Source organism: Demequina silvatica, assembly GCF_000971215.1.
In the GTDB taxonomy this organism is placed as follows: domain Bacteria; phylum Actinomycetota; class Actinomycetes; order Actinomycetales; family Demequinaceae; genus Demequina; species Demequina silvatica.
Window position 1 is genome coordinate 275,033 of sequence record NZ_BBMA01000003.1, and the last position, 21,021, is coordinate 296,053.

The 21,021-nt window shown below is 72.1% G+C and carries 15 protein-coding genes; 6 read left to right on the forward strand and 9 right to left on the reverse strand.

The annotated features are described in order from the left end of the window. Nucleotides 1-64 precede the first annotated feature (64 nt). The 5 genes from AOM05_RS05250 (at nt 65) to AOM05_RS05270 (ending at nt 6,232) form a co-directional block, all read left to right on the forward strand. A complete protein-coding gene (locus tag AOM05_RS05250) occupies nt 65-1,657 on the forward strand; it encodes a dynamin family protein (protein WP_062520035.1) in 1,593 nt (530 codons plus the stop codon). Continuing rightward, the gene (locus tag AOM05_RS05255; protein WP_062520037.1) at nt 1,654-3,141 is read left to right on the forward strand and encodes a GTPase; all 1,488 of its coding nucleotides are present in this window, start codon (nt 1,654-1,656) and stop codon (nt 3,139-3,141) included. Before AOM05_RS05250 ends, AOM05_RS05255 begins: the two co-directional genes overlap by 4 nt. Before the next feature lie 134 nt (nt 3,142-3,275). Next, entirely contained in the window at nt 3,276-3,824 is a 549-nt protein-coding gene (locus tag AOM05_RS05260) for a single-stranded DNA-binding protein (RefSeq protein ID WP_062520039.1), read from the forward strand. A gap of 108 nt (nt 3,825-3,932) precedes the next feature. Beyond that, nucleotides 3,933-5,615 (forward strand): energy-dependent translational throttle protein EttA, encoded by a 1,683-nt coding sequence (ettA, locus tag AOM05_RS05265; RefSeq protein ID WP_062520041.1) that lies wholly within the window; start codon nt 3,933-3,935, stop codon nt 5,613-5,615. A 137-nt stretch (nt 5,616-5,752) separates the two neighbouring features. Further along, entirely contained in the window at nt 5,753-6,232 is a 480-nt protein-coding gene (locus AOM05_RS05270; RefSeq protein WP_062520043.1) for an acyl-CoA thioesterase, read from the forward strand. 133 nt (nt 6,233-6,365) lie between these two features. On the opposite strand, the gene AOM05_RS05275 is transcribed toward AOM05_RS05270, so the two are convergent. From AOM05_RS05275 to AOM05_RS05300, 6 genes are all read right to left on the reverse strand, one after another. Continuing rightward, the gene (locus AOM05_RS05275; RefSeq protein WP_062520046.1) at nt 6,366-7,265 is read right to left on the reverse strand and encodes a glycine betaine ABC transporter substrate-binding protein; all 900 of its coding nucleotides are present in this window, start codon (nt 7,263-7,265) and stop codon (nt 6,366-6,368) included. A gap of 108 nt (nt 7,266-7,373) precedes the next feature. After that, complete coding sequence (locus AOM05_RS05280; RefSeq protein WP_156165046.1) at nt 7,374-8,312, reverse strand: ABC transporter permease; 939 nt, start codon at nt 8,310-8,312, stop codon at nt 7,374-7,376. Further along, nucleotides 8,312-9,610, reverse strand: a complete 1,299-nt coding sequence (locus AOM05_RS05285; RefSeq protein WP_062520051.1) for a quaternary amine ABC transporter ATP-binding protein — start codon at nt 9,608-9,610, stop codon at nt 8,312-8,314. The genes AOM05_RS05280 and AOM05_RS05285 overlap by 1 nt, the downstream gene beginning before the upstream one ends. Nucleotides 9,611-9,949: 339 nt before the next feature. Continuing rightward, on the reverse strand, nt 9,950-10,822 hold the full coding sequence (locus tag AOM05_RS05290) for an acyl-CoA thioesterase (protein ID WP_062520053.1): 873 nt from the start codon (nt 10,820-10,822) through the stop codon (nt 9,950-9,952). Beyond that, nucleotides 10,822-11,244 (reverse strand): globin, encoded by a 423-nt coding sequence (locus tag AOM05_RS05295; RefSeq protein WP_062520055.1) that lies wholly within the window; start codon nt 11,242-11,244, stop codon nt 10,822-10,824. The genes AOM05_RS05290 and AOM05_RS05295 overlap by 1 nt, the downstream gene beginning before the upstream one ends. An 11-nt stretch (nt 11,245-11,255) precedes the next feature. Next, the gene (locus AOM05_RS05300; protein ID WP_062520057.1) at nt 11,256-12,347 is read right to left on the reverse strand and encodes a mechanosensitive ion channel family protein; all 1,092 of its coding nucleotides are present in this window, start codon (nt 12,345-12,347) and stop codon (nt 11,256-11,258) included. Nucleotides 12,348-12,411: 64 nt separating this feature from the next. Between AOM05_RS05300 and malQ the strand changes: the two genes are divergently transcribed. Beyond that, a complete protein-coding gene (malQ, locus tag AOM05_RS05305) occupies nt 12,412-14,556 on the forward strand; it encodes a 4-alpha-glucanotransferase (RefSeq protein ID WP_062520058.1) in 2,145 nt (714 codons plus the stop codon). Nucleotides 14,557-14,613: 57 nt separating this feature from the next. Here the strand turns inward: malQ and pepN (AOM05_RS05310) are convergent, their stop codons facing one another. From pepN (AOM05_RS05310) to AOM05_RS05320, 3 genes are all read right to left on the reverse strand, one after another. Further along, nucleotides 14,614-17,181: an aminopeptidase N gene (gene pepN / locus AOM05_RS05310; protein WP_062520060.1), complete on the reverse strand. Its 2,568-nt coding sequence runs from the start codon at nt 17,179-17,181 to the stop codon at nt 14,614-14,616. Nucleotides 17,182-17,459: 278 nt separating this feature from the next. Beyond that, nucleotides 17,460-20,060, reverse strand: a complete 2,601-nt coding sequence (gene pepN / locus AOM05_RS05315; protein ID WP_062520062.1) for an aminopeptidase N — start codon at nt 20,058-20,060, stop codon at nt 17,460-17,462. Nucleotides 20,061-20,166: 106 nt separating this feature from the next. Then, nucleotides 20,167-21,012: a MetQ/NlpA family ABC transporter substrate-binding protein gene (locus AOM05_RS05320; RefSeq protein ID WP_062520064.1), complete on the reverse strand. Its 846-nt coding sequence runs from the start codon at nt 21,010-21,012 to the stop codon at nt 20,167-20,169. Nucleotides 21,013-21,021 lie beyond the last annotated feature (9 nt).

Here is a 21,021-nt window from a genome sequence, read left to right on the forward strand (position 1 = left end):
TGCCGCCTGGTAAAGACCTCCGCGCTACCCTGGGACGCATGTTCCGGAACGGGTGCGTCGTCGCATGAGCCTGCGACCCATCAAGACGTGGTCGTACCCCGGCAACCTGCTCGATGCCCTGGTCGACACCCGCAAGGTCGTCGCCGGCGTCCAGCTGCCCCTCCCCGTCGCCGGCGTGGAGGACGCACGCGTCACCATCCGGCGCATGCTCGACCAGCTGGACCACCACCTCATCCCGCGCGTGCGCGAGGAGGCGTCGCCGGCGATCGTGGTGGTCGCCGGGTCCACCGGCGCGGGCAAGTCGACCGTGGTGAACGCGCTGGTGGGGGAGGACCTCACCCCATCGGGCGTGCTGCGTCCCACCACCCGCGTGCCGCATCTGTTCCACCACCCGCTCGACACGTCGGTGCTGTCCGACGTCGCGCAGCGGTGCAAGGTGATCGCCACGGAGGCCGTGCCGCGCGGCCTCGCGCTCGTGGACTCGCCGGACCTGGACTCCATCAGCGGCGAGAACCGCGACATCGCGCACACGATGCTCGAGGCCGCGGACCTGTGGATCTTCGTCACCACCGCCGCCCGCTACGGCGACGCGGTGCCGTGGGAGGCGCTGCGCGCCGGCGCGGACCGCGGCGCCTCGATCGCGGTGGTGCTCAACCGTGTCACCGTCGACGTCGCCGCGCAGGTGCGCCGCGAGCTGGTCTCCCGCCTCGCGAGCGAGCACCTCGAGGCGCTGCCGCTCTTCGTGATCCCGGAGGCGCCCAACCGCCAGGCGATCGTGCCGCGCGACGTGGTCGGCGGCCTGGGCCGCTGGCTCGACTCGGTCGCGGCAGCCTCCGCGACCACCATCGTCGAGCGCACGCTGCACGGCGCCGCCGAGTCGCTCAAGGAGTGGCTCGAGACCCTCGCCGAGGCGATGGACGACCAGTCCGCCGCCGCCAAGGACGTCCGCTCCGAGGTGCGCCGCGCCGCCGCGCAGGTCGCGCACGAGGGCGGCGACCGCTGGTGGGAGACCATCCCCACGGGCGCGCTCACCGCGCGCTGGCAGCAGGCCGCCGCGGACGGCGGCGCGCTGTTCAAGCTCCGCAACAGCATGTGGGTGCGCCGCGGACACGCCCGCGAGCAGCGCGACGAGGTCCTCCACGCGATCTACCGCGACCTGCTGGAAGCGGTGGAATCGCGCCTGGTCTTCGCCGCATCGTCCGTCGCGGACGCGATGGAGGACGCGCTCCGGCGCGCCGAGACCGGCGTGGGGCCGTGGCTCGCCGAACGGCGCGACCCGCGCGACGCGCGCCAGGCGCGCGAGCGGCAGGCCGCCGACGCGTCGCGCCGTTGGGCGCACCGCTGCCAGGAGATCGTGCTCCAGCTGCCCGGCGTCGAGACCGGCATCCAGGTGATCGGGGAGCCGGGCCTCACCACGGCCCTCGCGAGCGCCGCGCTCGGCATCGAGGAGGCGCGCACCGCGCTCATGATCCTCACGTCGCCGCAGGCGGTGGGGGCGGCGGTGGACGAGGCGCGCGTCGCGCTCGACGCCGCGCGCCGGCACTGCGTCAACCGCGAGTCGCTCGACATGATGCGCCCCACCGACATCCCGTCGCTCATGCCCGACTCGTCCGCGAAGATCCGCCTGCGTCGCGCCGAGCTGAGGGGGCTGCTGTGAGCGTGAGCTTCGACGCCGTCCCGCCGCACGACGAGACCACGGTGCTGCGCGAGCGCGTGGACCGGCTCCGGTCCTCGCTCGACTGGGCGCGGGAGGCCATCCCCGCTCCCATCCGCGACGAGCTCCACGCCGCCGTCGACCGGTGCGACGAGCGCATGCGCCTGGGCATCGACTGGACCGTGGTGGCGCTCGCGGGCGGCACCGGCTCGGGCAAGTCCACCTTGTTCAACGCGCTCGCGGGCGTCGACTTCGCGGTGCCCGGCGTCGCGCGTCCCACCACCGCCGACGCGAGCGCCGCCGTGTGGGGGCCCGACAGCGCGGACGCGCTGCTCGACTGGATCGGGGTGCTGCCCGAGCGTCGCCTGCGACGCGACGACGCTCCCGGCGCGGCACCCGCCCCTGCCTTCGCGGGCCTGGTGCTGCTCGACCTGCCCGACCACGACTCCGTCAACCCCGAGCACCGCGCCGTGGTCGACAGGATCGTGCCGCAGGTGGACCTGCTGCTGTGGGTCGTGGACCCCCAGAAGTACGCCGACAACGCCATCCACGAGGGCTACCTGCGCCAGGCGTCCGCGTCCGGCCAGCCGTCGCTGGTGGTGCTCAACCACGTGGACCGGCTGTCGACCGAGGACGGCTGGGAGGTCGCGCGCGACCTGCAGCGCCTGCTCGCCGAGGACGGCATGCATGCCGTTCCCGTCATGCCGCTGAGCGCGCGCACCGGTCAGGGCGTCGACGTGCTGCGCGCCGAGCTCGAGGGCGCCGTGCAGGCGCGGTCCGTCGCGGCCGACGCCGTCGCCGCGGACCTGGTCGACGCGGGCCGCACGCTCGAGCGGGCGCTCGCGCGCGACGCCGAGCCCGTGCTTCCGGACGTCGCAGAGATCGCGGCGGCGCTCGCGAAGGCCGCCGGCGTGGACGCGCGTGCCGATGCCGCCGCCGCGGTGGTCTCGGGGCGCGGCGCGAGCGTGCCCGTGCAGGAGCCCCTGCGCCTCGAGGTGGTCGACCGCGAGCGGCTCGACTGGATCGATGCCGCCTCGGAGGGCCTGCCGGTGCAGTGGCGGATCGTGATCGGCGAGGCCGTCGCCCCCGCGGACGAGCTCACCACGCTGCTCGACCGTGCGCTCGGCGGCGTCGCGTGGCCCGAGGCCAGGCATGCCCCGTTCGGGCGCCGGCGTGCGCGTGCCGGCGCGGTGCGCGCGGACATGCTGCGCCTCGGGCGCGAGGCCATCGCCGCGGCGCTCGAGCCGGGGATGGTGCGCCCGACGCAGCTCATCCACCAGGCGTACCGCAACCTCGACGAGCTCACCGTGATCGCGCGCGCCGCCGCGCCCGCCGGGGTGCCCGAGCGGGGGGACGATGCGGTGGCCGGGTCCGCGGCCGGCGTCGCCGGGGTGCCGGAGGCGGTGGAGGTTCCCGAGGAGCCGCTGCCCGCCGACATCTGGGCGCCCGTGGAGCGCGAGCAGGAGCGCAGGCACCGCGACGGTTGAGGGCCCGGGACCACCGATGTCCCCAGCCCCTCCGCACGTGCCGGTTGTCCACGGATCTCAGCCGGCCCGCGCATCGTCCCTCCCTCCCGTCCCACCCTGGGAGGAGCCGCACCGTGCGGCGCAGGGAGGAGAGCATGAACGAGCTGATCATCACCGTGTCGGGGTGGGCCGCGTCGGACGCCAAGCTGTTCGTGGGGCAGGGCGACCTCGCGCTCACGTCATTCCGGCTCGCGTCGACGCCGCGGTACTTCGACCGCGACAAGAACGCGTGGGTCGACGGGGTCACCGAGTGGTTCACCGTGAGGACGTTCCGCTCCGCGGCCGTCACCGTGGAGAAGTCCATCAAGAAGGGCATGCCGGTGGTCGTGACCGGCCGCCTGCGGACCAGCACCTGGGAGGCCAAGGACGGTCCGCGCGTCGACCACATCATCGACGCGAGCGCGGTCGGACCCGACTGCACCCGCGGCATGGTCAAGGAGTTCGCGCGCGCGACGGGCGACGCGACGCTCACCGAGGCGGACGTCAGCCCCGCCGCGAGCGCCATCGCGGCCTCGCACGGCGGCGAGGCGGACTCCTCGGACGCCTCCGGGATCGACGCGTCCGCGTTCGAGACCGCGCCGCCGGACGAGGACGGGTCGCCCGGCGCGTACGCGGACGAGGAGGAGCCGGCCACCGTGGCCTGAGCCGGCCGCGCGGGGCCGCCCGACCGCGCCGCCCCATGGTCCTCCCGTAGGCTAGGGGGCGGCATCCGGGCGCCCGCGCGCCCGCACAGGACAAGTGACGGAGCAGCAGTGGCAGAGTTCATCTACACCATGCAGAAGGCGCGCAAGGCGCACGGTGACAAGGTCATCCTCGATGACGTCACCATGGCGTTCTACCCGGGCGCGAAGATCGGCGTGGTGGGTCCCAACGGCGCAGGTAAGTCGACCATCCTCAAGATCATGGCCGGCATCGAGCAGCCCTCGAACGGCGAGGCGCGCCTGAGCCCCGGCTACTCGGTGGGCATCCTCATGCAGGAGCCGCCGCTCAACGAGGACAAGGACGTCATCGGCAACGTCCGCGAGGGCGTGGGTGAGATCTACACCAAGCTCGAGCGCTTCAACGCGATCTCCGAGGAGATGGCCAGCCCGGACGCGGACTTCGACACCCTCCTCGCGGAGATGGGCACGCTCCAGGAGGAGCTCGACCACGCGAACGCGTGGGACCTCGACGCGCAGCTCGAGCAGGCGATGGACGCGCTGCGCTGCCCGCCGCCGGACGCCGACGTCAAGGTGCTCTCCGGCGGTGAGCGACGTCGCGTCGCGCTGTGCAAGCTGCTGCTCGAGAAGCCCGACCTGCTGCTCCTCGACGAGCCCACCAACCACCTCGACGCCGAGTCGGTGCTGTGGCTCGAGCAGCACCTCGCCAAGTACCCCGGCGCCGTGCTCGCCGTCACGCACGACCGCTACTTCCTCGACCACGTCGCGGAGTGGATCTGCGAGGTCGACCGCGGCCGCCTGTACCCGTACGAGGGCAACTACTCGACCTACCTCGAGAAGAAGCAGGAGCGCCTCCAGGTCCAGGGCAAGAAGGACGCGAAGCTCGCCAAGCGCCTCAAGGAGGAGCTCGAGTGGGTGCGGTCCAACGCCAAGGGCCGCCAGACCAAGTCGAAGGCGCGCCTCGCCCGCTACGAGGAGATGGCCGCGGAGGCGGAGCGCACCAGGAAGCTCGACTTCGAGGAGATCCAGATCCCGCCGGGCCCGCGCCTGGGCTCGACGGTCATCGAGGCGAAGAACCTCAAGAAGGGCTTCGGCGACCGCACGCTCATCGACGGCCTCAGCTTCTCGCTGCCGCGCAACGGCATCGTGGGCGTCATCGGCCCCAACGGCGTCGGCAAGACCACGCTGTTCAAGACCATCGTGGGCCTCGAGCCGCTCGACGACGGCGAGCTCAAGGTCGGCGAGACCGTCCAGGTGTCCTACGTGGACCAGAGCCGCGGCGGCATCGACCCCAAGAAGTCGCTGTGGGAGGTCGTCTCGGACGGCCTCGACTACATCAACGTCGGCAAGGTCGAGATGCCGTCGCGCGCGTACGTGAGCGCGTTCGGCTTCAAGGGCCCGGACCAGCAGAAGGCCGCCGGCATCCTGTCGGGCGGTGAGCGCAACCGCCTCAACCTGGCGCTCACGCTCAAGGAGGGCGGCAACGTCCTGCTGCTCGACGAGCCGACCAACGACCTCGACGTCGAGACGCTCGGCTCGCTGGAGAACGCGCTGCTCGAGTTCCCCGGCTGCGCCGTGGTGGTCTCGCACGACCGCTGGTTCCTCGACCGCGTCGCGACGCACATCCTCGCGTACGAGGGCACCGAGGAGGACCCCGCCAAGTGGTTCTGGTTCGAGGGCAACTTCGAGTCCTACGAGGCCAACAAGGTCGAGCGCCTCGGTGCGGACGCCGCCCGCCCGCACCGCGTCACCTACCGCAAGCTCACGCGCGACTGACACCCGCCGCGCAGTTGGCAGATCATCGCCGCTTTCCCGAGTTCTCCGACTCGCAGTGGTAGTTGAATGTCGCCCCCGTACCTCGGTCGAGGTGCGGGGGCGATGTCGTCCCACCCGACCGCGCTAGCGTGAGAGGCATGACCCGCATCCACGTCCCGATCACGCTGCGGTGGTCGGACCTCGACGCCTACGGCCACGTCAACAACGCGGAGATGCTCCGCCTGCTCGAGGAGGCCCGCATCCGGGTGTTCTGGGCGGACCGGTCCGCCGCCGAGGAGCACGACGTCCCCCACACCGCCCTCATCGCGGGCGGCCCCGACGCGGAGACGATCACGCTGATCGCCGCGCAGCAGATCGAGTACCTCGAGCCCATCCCGTACCTGCGCCGGCCGCTGGACGTGCAGCTGTGGATCGGCAGGCTCGGGGGAGCGAGCATCGAGATCTGCTACGAGGTGTGGTCCCCGACGGGCGACCCGGCGCCGGTGCTGTACGCGCGCGCCGCCACCACGCTGGTGCTCATCGATTCGCAGAGCCAGCGCCCGCGCCGCCTCACCGACGCCGAGCGCGAGGCGTGGAGCCCGCACCTCGACGAGCCGGTGGTGTTCCGCAGGCGCTGACCGACAACCACGTACCACTGGCGCGCACCAACCTCTCAGAACCGACCAAGTCCTACCAACTCTGGTGGGCGGCGGTACGCGCGAGCGCCGGCCACCCCGACGGGGCGACCGGCGCTCGCGCGGCGACCAGCGTCTACGCCGTGAGCGAGTCCACCCACTCCTGGTTCTCGGCGACCCACGCGTGGACCACGGACTCGTAGTCCGACTCGGACCCCGCGGCCAGGAGCTGGTTCTCGAGGTCGTAGAGCAGCTCGGCGTCCATGGTGAAGTCCGCCAGCCACTGCGCGACCTCGGGGAAGTCCTCGCCGAGCCCCGCGCGGGAGTACGTGGAGATCGACTCCGCGTCGCCCAGGGTGCCCTCGGGGTCCTCGAGGTTCTTGAGGTCGTACGCGCCGTAGGCCCAGTGCGGCTCCCACAGCGTCACGATGATGTTCTCGCCGTCCGCCATCGCCGAGTCGAGCTCGGCGAGCATCGCCGGCGTCGACGAGGTCACGAAGTCCATGCCCTCCAGGCCGTACACCGGGATCGCGCCCTCGACCGCGCCGGTGAGGCCGGCGCCGGGCTCGATCCCCACGATGGTGTTGTCGAACTCGTCGGCGTGCTCCGCGAGGTCCGCGAGCGAGTCGATGGGGGCGTCCGCGTTCACGGCGACGGTGAGGGCCGCGCTGTCGAACCAGGCGCCCAGCTCCTCGATGTCGTCGCCGAACTTCTCGAGGTAGTCGGCGTGGGTGGCGGGCAGCCACACGTCGGTGACCAGGTCGTAGTCGCCGTCGGCGAGCGCCTGGAAGGTGGGTGCGGGGTCCGCGTACTCGAGGGTGACGTCGTAGCCCTGGTCCTCGAGGATCGCCTGCCACAGCAGCGACGAGGCGACCGACTCGTCCCAGCCGTTGAACACGCCGAGCGTGAGCTCGCCGCCGGTCGCGGCGTCACCCGACGCGGCCGCGTCGGAGTCGGCCTCGGAGGAGGAGCAGCCCGCGAGCACGAGGCCCGCGCCGGCCGCCAGGGCGAAGGGCGCGAAGGAGCGCATCTTCATGATGGGTGTTTCCTTTCCCGACGCGGGGAGTCTCCCCACGCCGTGAGCACCGGCCGCCCATCGGTCGGGGCGGGGTGCGTGCGGCTTCCGCGGAAGCCGCCAGGTCTGTCAGGCCGCGACGGCCTCGCGGTCCGCGGTGGGCGAGGAGGCGCCGGGGGACGATGCGGCGGTCGCCGCCGCGTCCGAGGTCCCGCGGGCGCGCAGTCGCCGGAACAGGTGCAGGCCGCGCTTCGTGCCGAACGCGCCGGTGAAGCGGTCGAGGATGATCGCGAGGATCACCACGGACAGGCCGGCCTCGAAGCCCAGCGCGGTGTCGAGCGCGGACAGCGACTTGGTGACGTCGCCGCCCAGGCCGCCCGCACCCACCATGCCGGCGATGACCACCATCGACAGCGAGAGCATGATCACCTGGTTGACGCCGGCCATGATCGACGGCATCGCGAGCGGCAGCTGGATCTGGCGCAGGATGCGGCCCGGCGTGGAGCCGAAGGCCTGGCCCGCCTCGACCACCTCGCGGTCGACGCCGCGGATGCCCAGCTCGGTGAGCCGCACGCCGGGCGCGAGCGCGAACAGCACGGTGGCGAAGATGCCGGGGGCGACACCGATGCCGAACAGCCCGATGGCGGGGATGAGGTAGACGAACGCCGGCATGGTCTGCAGGAAGTCCATGACGGGCTTGATGACCGCGGAGACGCGGTCGCTGCGCGCGGCCCAGATGCCCAGCGGCACCGCGACCACGATGGCGAGGAACGCGGCGACCACCACGAGCGCGAGCGTCTCCATGGCGTTGTCCCACTGGTCGACGCCCACGATGAACAGCAGGCCCAGCGCGGTGCCGAGACCGAACCTCCAGCCGCGCACGGCGAGCGCGAGCAGGGCGAGGACCGTGATCACGACGATGGCGGGCGGCGTGCCGACCACCCACACCACCGCGTCGTACAGCGCCACGTAGACGGCGGCGAGCAGGTCGAACAGCCACTCGAGGTTGTGCTCGATCCAGTCCAGGCCGGACTCGACCCAACTGCCGAAGGGGATGCGGACGTCCATCAGATGGCCTCCTCGGCGTCGAGGGCGCCCGAGTCGACGGCGGCCTCCAGGGCGCGGTCGACCACGGCGGCCGGTAGCGGGTCGGGGCGGGGGGAGGCCTGGGCGTCGGCCCCGGGCTCGCCGCCGAGCGTGGCGAGCAGCGTGACGCGGGGCACCACGCCCACCAGCCGGCCGCGCGAGTCGGTGACGCCCAGCGGGAGCTGCGCCTCGAGCGCGGGGATGAACAGCTCGGCGAGCGGGGTGTCGTGCGCGACGGCGCCGTGGTCGGGCCGCACGATCCCGTCGAGCGAACGCTCGCCTCGCCGGACGGCGTCGAGCGCGTCGCGGTCCGACACCCAGCCCACCAACGTGCGGTCGCGCTGGGTGACGTAGACGGCGGAGAGCTGCTCGTCGCGCATCGCCTGGAGCGCGCCATGCGCGCCGGCCGCCGGATGGACCACCGCGCGGGGCTTGCGCATCACCGACTCGGCGGTGAGGACGCGCGTGCGGTCGACGTCCTGCACGAACTGCTCGACGTACTCGTTCGCGGGATCCGTGAGGATCTCCTCGGGCGTGCCCACCTGGACGATCCGCCCGTCGCGCATGACCGCGATCCTGTCGCCAAGGAACATGGCCTCGTTGAGGTCGTGCGTGATGAAGACGATGGTCTTGCCCAGCGTCGCCTGCAGCTCGAGCAGCTGCTCCTGCATCTCACGGCGGATCAGCGGGTCGAGCGCGGAGAAGGCCTCGTCCATGAGGAGCACGTCGGTGTCGGCGGCGAGGGCGCGGGCGAGGCCCACGCGCTGCTGCATGCCGCCCGACAGCTGGCCGGGGAGCTTGTCCTCCCAGCCGGCGAGCCCCACGATCTGGGTGACCTCGCGGGCCCGCGCGTCGCGTTCGGGCCTTGCGACGCCCTGGATCTCGAGCCCGTACGCGACGTTGTCGAGGACGGTGCGGTGGGGCAGCAGGGCGAAGTGCTGGAACACCATCGACACCCGCTGGCGGCGGATCTCGCGCAGCCGCTTGGGGGCGATGCCGGTGATGCGCTCGCCGCCGATCTCGACGGTCCCGGCGGTGGCCTCGTGCAGGCCGTTGAGCATGCGGATCAGGGTCGACTTGCCCGAACCGGACAGCCCCATCACCACGAAGATCTCGCCGCGGCGCACCTCGAAGGAGGCGTCGATGACGGCCGCGGTGGTGCCGTGGCCCAGCTGGTCGCGCGGGGTGCCCTGGTGCAGCCTGATCACCGCCTCGTCGGCGTGGCGCCCGAACACCTTGTACAGGCCGTCGGCGCGCAGGGCGGTCGTGTGGTCGTTCATGGTCCTCAGCTCCTGGGTCTTCTCAGGTGCGCAAGGGCCTCGGCTAGCGAGGGGACTCGCAGCCGTCGGACGGCAATCACGGGCCCGCCGGGCAGCGCCGGAGCGCCGCTACTAACACTCCGGCGCGGCACCCCCGGGGAGGGGCGCGCCAGGAGGCCTTTGGCTGGTCATTGGCGTTCCCTTGACCGGCGCTTGCCAGTGGGAACGGCCCTGCGACCGTAACAACCGGGACCCACGTCCTGTCCAATCGGGACGCGCTTCGTTACCGAATCGAAATAATTGCCCGCATGCAAGGGACGATGCGCAACCCGCGCATCGTCCCTGGTACCGCAGGTGCGGCTACAGCCGGATCATGCCCTCCTGGGCCGCCGACGCGACCAGCCGGCCGTCCTCGGAGAAGATCCACGTGCCCGTGAGGCCCCGGCCGCCCTGGGCGGTGGGGGAGTCCTGGACAAAGAGGAGCCACTCGTCGGCGCGCGCCGGACGGTGCCACCACATGGCGTGGTCGAGGCTCGCGAAGGAGATGTCGGGCGTCACCCAGGAGGCTCCGTGGCGGCGCAGCAGGGGCTCGAGCATCACCTGGTCGGAGCCGAACGCGAGCAGCGCGCGGTGCATGAGGTCCGAGCCGTCGATGGGGCCGCGGAGCTTCATCCACGCCGTCTGGTACTGCTTGGGGCGCTTGTCGGGGCCCAGGAACAGCGAGCCCTCGACGTGGCGCACGTCGAACGGCGCCTTGGTCAGCCAGAAGTCCGCGGCCGGGTGGCCGGCGAACGGGGCGAGCACGTCGATGCCGGAGACCACGGTGTCGGGGCCGGGGACCTCGGGCATGGTGACGGCGTGCTCGGGACCCTCCTGCTCGATCTGGAAGGACGTGATCATCGACAGGATGGGCCGGCCGTCCTGCAGCGCATGCGTGCGGCGCGCGGAGAACGAGCGGCCGTCGCGCAGGACCTCGACCTCGAACTGGATGGGGTGCGCGGCGTCGCCGGCGCGCAGGAAGTAGCCGTGGAGCGAGTGCGCGAAGCGGTCCTCGGGGACCGTCGCGCCCGCCGCGAGCAGGGCCTGGGCGAGCACCTGGCCGCCGAACACGCGGCCGCCGGGCATGGGCAGCGAGTCGCCCTCGAAGCTCGTGTCGCCGGAGCGGCGCAGGTCCAGGCAGGCGAGGCCCTCGCGCAGGGCGGACTCCGCCCATGTGTCCTCGATCGCGGGCATCAGGCCTCCTCGGTGGCGTCGAACGTGTTGACCATCGAATGCGCCGCGCGCTCGAGGTAGTCCATCAGGGTCACGGCGTGCAGCGGCGCCAGGTTCTGGCGCGCGACGGCCTCGCGCATGTGGGCGATCCACCGGTCGCGCGCGTCGGGGTTGACCGTGAACGGCATGTGCCGCATGCGCAGCCGCGGGTGCCCGCGCTGCTCGGAGTACGTGGTGGGCCCGCCCCAGTACTGCTCGAGGAACAGCGTGAGGCGCTCGATCGCGCCCTCCATGTCCTGCTCCGGGTACATGGGTCGCAGCACCGGGTCCGCCGCGACGCCCTCGTAGAACGCCCGCACGATCGCGTCGAACGTCGCGTGGCCTCCCACCGCGTCGAAGAAGGACTGGCCCTGCTCCTGCGCGGGTCCGGCGCCCACGTTCATGCCGGGGGTGCTCACTCGTCCTCCGCGTCGTTGGCCGGGGGCAGCGGGCGGCCGTCCTGGTCGACGGGCTGCTCGTCGCCTGCGGGGCGCGGCGTGTCGTGCAGCGCGCGACGCCCGGATCCGGAGTCCACCACCATGGCCTCGCCGGGGACCGCGAGCTCGATGCCGCGCTCGGCGAAGATCCGGCGCATCTCGTGACGGACCTCGCGCTGGACGTCCCACTGCGCGGAGGGGTTGGTCTGCACCAGCAGGCGCAGCATCACCGCGTTGTACTCGAGCGACTCGATGCCGGCGACCTCGGCCTCGCCCAGGATCGCGGCGGCGACCTTCTTGTGCTTCTCCTGCGCGGCCTTGACCGCGTCGATCATGGCCTCGCGCGCCGCCTCGATGTCGGTGTCGTACGCGAAGCGCACCTCGACCAGGGCGCGCGACCACATGCGGGTCATGTTGCCCACGCGGGTGATCTCCCCGTTGGGCACGTACCAGACGGTGCCGTCGAGCGACCGGAGCCTGGTGCAGCGCAGCCCGACCTCCTCGACCGAGCCGGTCGCCTCCCCCAGGTTGACCACGTCGCCCACGCCGTACTGGTCCTCCAGCAGCATGAACACGCCGCTGAGCACGTCCTTGACCAGCGACTGCGCGCCGAAGCCGAGCGCCACGCCCACCACACCGGCCGAGGCGAGCAGCGGCGCGACCGGCACGCCGATCATCGACAGCAACGTGGTGACGCCGATGGCGATCAGCACCACGAGCAGCGTGGAGTTGAGCACCCGGCCGATGGTCTTGGCGCGCTGGCGCCGCCGCTCGCCCTCGAGACGGAGCTCCATGGTGTCGGGCTCCGCGACCTTGATCTTCGCCTTGCGCAGCGCGCGGCGGGCGCGGCCGTCGAGCGGCGTGCCCTTCTCGATGCCGAGCACGATGCCCCGGATGACGGCCCGGCCCACGAACCACGCGATCACGAGCAGCAGGATCGCGATGCCGAGCCCCAGGAACTGTCCGCTGGTGTCGGAGGTGAGGTCCTCCCAGAGATTCTGGACGTCGCCGGCCGGCCCTTCGAGCGTCGGCGAGGGGGAGGGCTCGGGCGAGGTCGCGAGGTTCAGCACTCCAACAGAGTAGCGAGCGCGCGGCGCTCGCCCTATCCACCCTCGCATCTGGCAGGATGACGGTGTGATCGATGCGCCGGAGGTCGACCGCGAGACCCCGTCCGAGGCCCTCGTCGCACTCGCGCGCGCGTGCGGCGTCTCGGTCGAGTACTTCGCCATCGACGGAACCCAGGTCCACTGCTCCGCCGCGGCCATCCGCGCCGCGCTCACCGCGATGGGGCTCGACGCCTCCTCCGACCGCGCCTGCGAGGACGCGCTCGCCGATCTCGAGGATCAGGAGTGGTCGCGCCTGGTGCCGCCCGTCACCGTGGTGCGCGCGGGCCAGCCGCGCGAGATCCCCGCCCACGTGGTGGACGGCGACCCCGTGTCCGTGACCCTCCGCCTCGAGTCCGGGGCGACGCGCGACCTCGCGCAGCTGGACCGCTGGGTGCCGCCGCGCGAGGTGGGCGGCCGCACCCTGGGCCGCGCGACGTTCGAGGTCCCGGGCGACCTGCCGCTCGGCTGGCACGTGGTCGAGGGCGAGACCACCGGACGCAAGGCCCGCGGCTACGTGGTGGTGACCCCGCCGCGCGTGACGCTGCCCGAGGACGTGACCGCGCGCCGTCCATGGGGCCTCACGCTCCAGCTGTACTCGCTGCGCTCCGAGCGCTCGTGGGGGATCGGCGACCTCGCCGACCTTGCGGACCTGTGCGCGCTGGGCAAGGCGCGCGGCGACGCCGACTTCGTGCTCATCAACCCGCTCCACGCCACCGAGCCGGTCGCCCCGATCGCCAACTCGCCCTACCTGCCCACCTCGAAGCGCTACATGTCCCCGCTGTACATCCGCGTGGAGGACATCCCCGAGGTGGCCTACCTGCCGTCGCAGCAGCGCGCCGTGCTCGCCTGGGAGGCCGAGCGCCCGCAGCGCACCAACGACACCGACGAGCTGCTCGACCGCAACGCGATCTGGCGCCTCAAGTCCGCCGCGCTCGAGGAGGTGTTCCGCGCGCCGCGCTCCGCCGGCCGCGAGGCGCTGTTCGAGGCGTTCTGCCTGCGCGAGGGCGCGGCGCTCGAGGACTTCGCGACGTGGTGCGCGATCGCGGAGGCGCACCGCGGCCTGCCCTGGCCCGCCGAGCTCGAGTCGCCCGCCGCCCCCGCGGTCGCGCGCTGGCGCGACGAGCACGCCGACCGCGTCCTCTACTACGCGTGGCTGCAGTGGATCTGCGAGGAGCAGCTGGCCCACGCGCAGTCCACCGCCACCCGTGCCGGCATGAGCATCGGCGTGATGATGGACCTCGCGGTGGGCGTCCACCCCGAGGGCGCCGACGCCTGGTCCTACCAGCGCGTCCTCGCGCAGGGCATGAGCATGGGCGCCCCGCCGGACTTCTACAACGCGCTCGGCCAGGACTGGTCGATCCCGCCGTGGCAGCCCCGAGCGCTCGAGGCCGCCGCGTACCTGCCGTTCCGCGACATGGTCCGCGCCGCCGTCCGCAACGCCGGCGCGCTGCGCATCGACCACGTGCTCGGCATGTTCCGCCAGTGGTGGGTCCCGCAGGGCCACATCCCCGTCGACGGCGTCTACGTCTACGTGGACCACGAGGCGCTCATCGGGATCATCGCGCTCGAGGCCGAGCGCGCCGGCGCGATCGTGATCGGCGAGGACCTGGGCACCGTCGAGCCGTGGGTGCGCGACTACCTCCACGAGCGTGGCCTGCTCGGCACCTCCATCACGTGGTTCGAGCGCCACGACGACGGCTCGCCGCGCCTGCCCGAGCACTACCGCCCGGACACGCTCGCCGCCGTCACCACGCACGACCTCCCGCCCACCGGCGCCTACCTCGCCGGCGAGCACGTGCGCCTGCGCGCGGAGCTGGGGATGCTCGGCGGCGGCAGCGTCGAGGACGCCCAGGCCGAGGCGGAGCGCGAGCGCCAGGCCTTCATCGACGTCATGCTCGAGCGCGGCTGGATCCTCGAGGACTACAACGAGGAGGACCTCATCGCGGGACTCCACCGCTGGGTGCTCGACAGCCCCGCGCTGCTCACCGGCATCTCCGTGACGGACGCGGTGGGCGAGCGGCGCGCGCAGAACATGCCCGGCACCGACACCGAGTACCCGAACTGGTGCATCCCGGTCACCGACGGCAACGGGGTCCCCGTCCTGCTCGACGACCTGTTCGAGCACCCGCGCGTGCGGCGCCTGTTCCGCGCGATCAAGAGCGCGCGCTCCTAGCCACCCGCCCGGGTGACGGGGGACGATGCGGCGGCCGCCGCATCGTCCCGTCCCACCTCAGGCGGGGGTCGCCATGCGGCTCACGGCCTGCGCGACCTGGGCGCGGCGCACGTGGTCGAGGCCCTCGACCACCACCTTGCGCAGCACGCTCGGGGCATCGCCGTTGTCCGCGAGCCAGGACTCGAGCCGGCCGGCGAGGCCGTCGACGCGGCCGGCGAGCGCGACCGGCAGCACCAGGCGAGCGACGCGGGCGCCCACGAACCCGGCGTTGGCGCCGTAGTAGCCGCGCAGGCTCGCCAGCAGGTCGTCGAGCAGGGGAGCGAGCAGCGCCGGGTCCACGGCGCGGGCGAGGCCGGCGGCCATCTCGAACTGGACGGCGTTGATCGCGGGTCCGTCGGCGGGGCGCGCGAGCGCGTCCCAGGCGGCGCGCTTGGCGTCGACGGTCGCGATCGCCGCCCGCACGCCCGCGGCGCGGCGCTGGCCGGCGGCGGACACGTCGAGCGATGCGTAGTGGTCGACCTCCTCGAGGCCGATCCCGCCGGCCGCCGCGAGCCCGCCCAGCAGGTCCCACGTGAGGTCGGAGTCGACCGTGACGCCGGGGATCTCCGCGGAGTCCTCGACCAGCGCGCGCAGGCGCAGCGCCTGCTCCGTGGTCGACGCGACCTGCGCGTAGCCCTTGAGCAGCTGCAGCTGGATGTCGGAGCCGTGCTCCGCGGCGGCGAGCGACGTCCACAGGCGCTCCGCGGCCGCCGCGGTGACGTCCGCGACCGCCTCCGGCGCGAGGTAGCGGCGCAGCGCCACGACCATGAGGTCCACGTGCGAGCGCGCCGTCGCCGAGTTGCGCACGTGCGGCAGCAGCGTGAGGACCGCGTCGATGTAGCGCTGCGCGGGCAGCGAGCCGTCGCGCGTCATGTGCCACAGGGCGTCGAGCACCGTGGCCTGCATCATGGGGTCCTCGACCGCGCCGATGTGCCCCTCGAGGGTCGCGAGCGAGACCTCGTCGAGGTGGAGCTTCGCGTACGTGAGGTCGCGGTCGTTGACCAGGAGCAGGTCGGGACGCGCGCGCCCGGCGGCCTCCGGGATCTCCGCGAGCTCGCCGCCCACCATCGCCGCGACGGACCAGTCGCGCACGAACGCGCCGTCGCGCAGCGCGTAGCCCGCGATCTCGACGTGGTGCGGGCGGGGAACGGGATGCTCGGCCGGCACGTCCTCGGCGACGGCGAGGCGGGTCAGGGCCCCCGCATCGTCCACCGCGATGACGGCGCGCAGGGTGGTGACGCCGGGCGTCTCGAGCCACACCTCGGCCCAGTCGGCGAGCGAGCGACCCGCCGCCTGCTCCACCTCGGCCAGGAACTCCGCGAGCGTCGCGTTGCCGTGGTGGTAGCGCTGCAGGTAGGTGGCGACGCCGCCGAAGAACGCGTCCTCGCCCACGTACTGCGCGAGCTGCTTGAGGGCGGAGGCGCCCTTCGCGTAGGTGATCATGTCGAACGCGGAGACGGTGGCCTCGGTGTCGGGCACCTCGGTGACGATCGCGTGCGTGGTCGGCAGCTGGTCCTGGACGTAGGCGACGGACTTGCGGTCCGCGGCGAACGTCACCCACGAGTCCTTCCACTCGGAGATCTCCGCGGCCGCCCACGTGCCCACGAACTCGGCGAAGGACTCGTTGAGCCACAGGTCGTCCCACCACTTCATGGTGACGAGGTTGCCGAACCACATGTGCGCGAGCTCGTGCAGCACCACCACGGTGCGGAACTCGAGCTCCGCGGCCGTCGCGCGGCCGCGGAACAGCAGCCGGTCCTCGGAGATGGTGACGCAGCCGATGTTCTCCATCGCGCCCAGGTTGTACTGGGGGACGTAGATCTGGTCGTACTTGTCGTACGGGTACGGGGTCTGGAACACGCGCTCGTACAGCTCGACGCCGGCCTGCGTGTCCGCGAGCACCCGGTCGCCGTCGAAGTGCTGCTCGAGGCTGGGGCGGCCGTAGACGCGGGCGGGGATGGGGCCGTTCACGCCGTGCAGCTCGCCCTCGTGGTACGCGTACGGTCCGGCGATGATCGCGGCGCCGTAGCTCGGGATCGCGACCGTGGGGGCGAAGGCCCAGGTCGCGGTGCCGTCGTCGTGGGTCTCGGGCTCCGGGGTGGGGGAGTTGGACACCACGGACCAGTGCGCGGGGACCGTGACCGTGAAGGAGAACTCGCCCTTGATGTCGGGCTGGTCGAAGCACGCGAACGCCGCGCGCGTGTCGTTGGCGGCGAACTGACTGTAGAGGTAGACCTCGCCGTCCGCGGGGTCGACGAACCGGTGGATGCCCTGGCCGTCGTTGCGGTAGCGGAAGTCGCCCGCGACGCGGAGGGTGTTGGTGCTGTCGAGGTTCGCGAGCTCGATGCGGCCGTCGCGGTGGGCCTCGGGGCTGAGGGGCTCGCCGTTGAGCTCGATGAGGTCGATGCTCGCGCCGGTCGCCTCGATGAACGTGGTCGACCCTGGCGTCGCGTCGAACGTCACCGTGGTGTCGGAGCGGAAGGTGTCGCCTGCGCCGGTGAAGTCGAGGGTGATCGCGTAGCGGGCGTGCGGGACGGTCGCGAAGCGTTCCGCGGCCTCCTGCTTGGTGAGGTTCAGACCTGGCATGACTCAAGTCTGGCAGTCCGCTCGCCCCTCGCGCGCGCTCGCCCCCCGCGCGCTATGGGGTGATGAGCGTCGCTTCCGCATAGTCCCGGCGCGCCATGGGGAGCTGAGCGACGCGGCGCGGGCCCTGACGCAGAACGTCCGCCGCGGATCTCTCCGCGACGGCCGTCCGTCGATCAGTTCCCCATGGGAGACCCGGATCTATCAGAAGCGTCGGTCGCTTCCCCATAGCGCGCGTGTGGTGGGGCGCGCGTAGGGAGGCCGCTCGGGGCGCGCCCCGCTCAGCCCCGGTAGGCCAGGTCCGCCGCCTGCGCGCGCAGCGCACGCCGCACGCCGTCCGAGCCCTCGCGCACCAGGCGCTTGAGCGCGTCGTGCGCGTCAGGGTTGGCCTCGAGCCACGCGAAGGCCTTGTCCTGCAGGTCCGGCACGCGGCCCGCGAGCTCGACCGGGTACAGGCCCTCGATGAGGTTCGCGGCGATCTCGTTGGTCTTGGTCGAGTAGATGCGGCGCAGGGCGTCGAAGTACTCGTCCACGAACGGCACGAGGAGGCCGAGGTCGTGGGCGTGGTTGAAGCCTGCGATGGTCTCGTACTGGAGGGCGTTCGGCAGGTCCTTCTCCGCGTTGATGAGCGCGTCGAAGGCGGCCCGCTTGGCCTCGGCGGTCGCGATCGCGGCGCGGGCGTGCGCGGCGCGGCGCTCGCCCGACGCGGTCGCGTCGTTGCTCAGCTGGAGCTCGATCGCGACGTCTCCGGCGCGGCCGCCGGCGACGAGCGAGATGATGAGGTCCCACGTGAGGTCGGTGTCGATGGCGAGGCCCTCGAGCTGGAGCTTGCCGTCGACCAGCGCCTGGACGGTGTCGAACATCGAGTCCACGCACGCCAGCGACGCGAACGCCTTGACGAACTGGAGCTGGCTGTCCGAGCCGGGCTCGGCCGCCATGACGAGCTGCCAGATCTCGCGCGCGGCCGCGGCCTGCACCTCGTCGGTGTGCGACGGGTGCACGTACACCGCGAGGGTGGTCGCGAGCTGGCGCAGGAGCACCAGCACCGTGGTCGACTCGGTCTCGTGGCCGATGTTCTTCAGCACGAGGTCGACGTACTGGCGTGCGGGCATCTCCGAGTCGCGGGCCATGTCCCACGCCGCGGCGAGCACCATGGAGCGGGCCAGCGGGTCGGTGAACTTCGACACGTGCTCGACCGCGGTCGCGAGCGACGCCTCGTCGAGGCGCACCTTCGCGTAGGCGAGGTCGCCGTCGTTGACCAGGATGAGCGCGGGACGCCGGCGCCCGACGAGCGCGTCGATCGGCGTCAGCGCGCCGTCGATGTCGACCTCGACGGAGAAGGTCTGCGCGAGCACCTCGTCGCCCTCGGCGTCGACCGCGAGGTCGTAGCCGCCGATGCGGAGGCGGTGCGGACGCTGGGTCGGCCACTCGGCCGGGACCTCCTGGGCGACCGCGAACGAGGTGATGACCCCCGCATCGTCCGTCTCGACGACCGGACGGAGCGTGGTGACGCCCGCCTTCTGGAGCCACACGTCGGACCAGCCGGACAGGTCGCGGCCCGAGGCCTTCTCGAGCTCGGCGAGCAGGTCGGCGAGCGTCGCGTTGGAGTGGTGGTGCTTGCGCATGTACTCGGCGACGCCGGTGAAGAACTCGTCCTGGCCCACCCACGCGACCAGCTGGCGCAGCACGGACGCGCCCTTGGCGTACGTGATGCCGTCGAAGTTGACCTCGACGTCCTCGAGGTCGCGGATGTCGGCCATGATCGGGTGCGTCGAGGGCAGCTGGTCCTGGCGGTAGGCCCACGACTTCTCGAGCGCGTTGAACGTGACCCAGCTGTTCTTGTACCGGGTGACCTCCGCGGTCGCGAGGGTCGACGCGAACTCGGCGAACGACTCGTTCAGCCACAGGTCGTTCCACCACTTCATGGTGACGAGGTCGCCGAACCACATGTGGGCGAGCTCGTGCAGCACGGTGACGGTGCGGCGCTCGACGCGCGCCTGCGCGGTCTTGGAGCGGAACACGTAGTCCTCGAGGAACGTGACGCAGCCCGCGTTCTCCATGGCGCCCGCGTTGAACTCGGGCACGAAGATCTGGTCGTACTTCTCGAACGGGTAGTCCGTCTCGAACTTCTCCTCGTAGAAGGCGAAGCCCTTCTGGGTGTCGTCGAGGATGACGTCCGCGTCGAGGAACGGCGCGAGGCCCTTGCGGCAGTACACGTTGGCCTGCAGCGTGCCCTTGCGCGACTCCACGGTGCCCTCGACCTCGTGGTACGGGCCCGCGACGATCGCGGTGACGTAGCAGGGGATGCGCGTGGTGGGGGAGAACGTCCAGGTGGCCGTGCCGCGCACGGTGCCGGCGATCTCGATCGAGCCCTCGGCGGCCTCCTTGGAGGAGGGCGAGTTCGACAGCACGTGCCAGTGCTCGGGCGCGGTCACCGTGAAGGAGAACGAGGCCTTGAGGTCGGGCTGCTCGAACACCGCGTAGACGCGGCGGGTGTCGGCGACCTCGAACTGCGAGTACAGGTACACCTCGCCGTCCTCGGGGTCCACGAACCGGTGGAGGCCCTCACCCGTGTTCATGTAGGCGCAGTCGGCGACGACGGTGAGCTCGTTGTCGGCCGCGAGGTTCGGCAGTGTCACGCGGGAGTCCGCGAAGTGCGTGGCCGGGTCGAGCTCCTCGCCGTTGAGGGTGATGCTCAGCACCTCGGGGGCGATGAGGTCGATGAACGTGCTCTCACCAGGGGTGGCGGTGAAGCGCACGGTCGAGATCGAACGGAACGTGGTGTCCGATGAGGTGAGGTCGAGGTTGACCGTGTAGGTGTCGACGTCGACGATGGCGGCGCGGGCCTGGGCCTCGACGCGCGTGAGGTTGGTACCTGGCATGGCGCGATTGTGTCACGCCCCTCCGACGCACGGCGCGCGCGCCGGCACGCGCGAACGGGACGATGCGCGGGTCACCCGACCCGCGCATCGTCCCGTGGCGTACGGCTCAGGCGCCCGGGAGGACGTCCCCGGACGGCCAGGTCTCGCGGATGAAGTCCGCAACCTCGGGGGAGTGGAGGAGCTCCTCGAGCACCTCGACGCCGGTGTTGGTGTTGTCCGAGCGCCACACCAGGATGTTCGCGTTCGGGTTGCCCTCGACCTCCTCGACCAGGAGCGCGTCGTCGGTGGACAGGCCGGCCTGGAGGATGAAGTTGCCGTTGACGAACGCGAGGTCGATCGCGGGGTCCTCGATCTGCTGCACGATCACCTCGGGCTGGTTCTCCACGAAGGTGAAGCCGTGCGGGTTCTGCTCGTCGGTGAGGTTGATCACGGAGGAGTCGTCCGCGACGTCGACCAGCAGGCCGGCGGACTCGAGCAGGCGCAGGCCGCGCAGCTGGTTCGCGACGTCGTTGGTGATGGCGATGGTCGCGCCGTCGGGCAGCTCGTCGAGCGAGGCGTAGGTGTTCGAGAACGCCGCGTAGGGCTCGATGTGGACGCCCGCGCCGTGCTCGAATTCGTAGCCCTTGTCCGCGATCTGCGAGTCGAGGTACGGCACGTGCTGGAAGTAGTTGGCGTCGAGCTCGCCCGAGGCGAGGGCCTCGTTGGGCAGGACGTAGTCGTCGAACTCGACGATCTCGAGGTCGATCCCGGCATCCGCCGCGAGCTCGGAGTCGATGAACTCGAGGATCTGCGCGTGCGGGATGGGGCTCGCGCCCACGGTGACGGTGGTGACGTCGCCCTCGGCGGCCGCCGACGACGCGGAGTCGGACGCGTCCGCGCTGCACGCGGCGAGGGTGAGGGTCGCGAGGCCGGCGAACGCGGCGGTGGCGAGGGGGGTGCGGGTGAGTCGCATGGGTTTCTC

What these genes read in the sequence shown, in the direction of transcription:
- AOM05_RS05250 (WP_062520035.1), top strand. Translation starts at nt 65, where the DNA reads ATGAGCCTGCGACCCATCAAGACGTGGTCGTACCCCGGCAACCTGCTC.
- AOM05_RS05260 (WP_062520039.1), top strand. Translation starts at nt 3,276, where the DNA reads ATGAACGAGCTGATCATCACCGTGTCGGGGTGGGCCGCGTCGGACGCC.
- AOM05_RS05270 (WP_062520043.1), top strand. Translation starts at nt 5,753, where the DNA reads ATGACCCGCATCCACGTCCCGATCACGCTGCGGTGGTCGGACCTCGAC.
- AOM05_RS05275 (WP_062520046.1), bottom strand. Translation starts at nt 7,265, where the DNA reads ATGAAGATGCGCTCCTTCGCGCCCTTCGCCCTGGCGGCCGGCGCGGGC.
- AOM05_RS05280 (WP_156165046.1), bottom strand. Translation starts at nt 8,312, where the DNA reads ATGGACGTCCGCATCCCCTTCGGCAGTTGGGTCGAGTCCGGCCTGGAC.
- AOM05_RS05285 (WP_062520051.1), bottom strand. Translation starts at nt 9,610, where the DNA reads ATGAACGACCACACGACCGCCCTGCGCGCCGACGGCCTGTACAAGGTG.
- AOM05_RS05290 (WP_062520053.1), bottom strand. Translation starts at nt 10,822, where the DNA reads ATGCCCGCGATCGAGGACACATGGGCGGAGTCCGCCCTGCGCGAGGGC.
- AOM05_RS05295 (WP_062520055.1), bottom strand. Translation starts at nt 11,244, where the DNA reads ATGAACGTGGGCGCCGGACCCGCGCAGGAGCAGGGCCAGTCCTTCTTC.
- pepN (WP_062520060.1), bottom strand. Translation starts at nt 17,181, where the DNA reads ATGCCAGGTCTGAACCTCACCAAGCAGGAGGCCGCGGAACGCTTCGCG.
- pepN (WP_062520062.1), bottom strand. Translation starts at nt 20,060, where the DNA reads ATGCCAGGTACCAACCTCACGCGCGTCGAGGCCCAGGCCCGCGCCGCC.
- AOM05_RS05320 (WP_062520064.1), bottom strand. Translation starts at nt 21,012, where the DNA reads ATGCGACTCACCCGCACCCCCCTCGCCACCGCCGCGTTCGCCGGCCTC.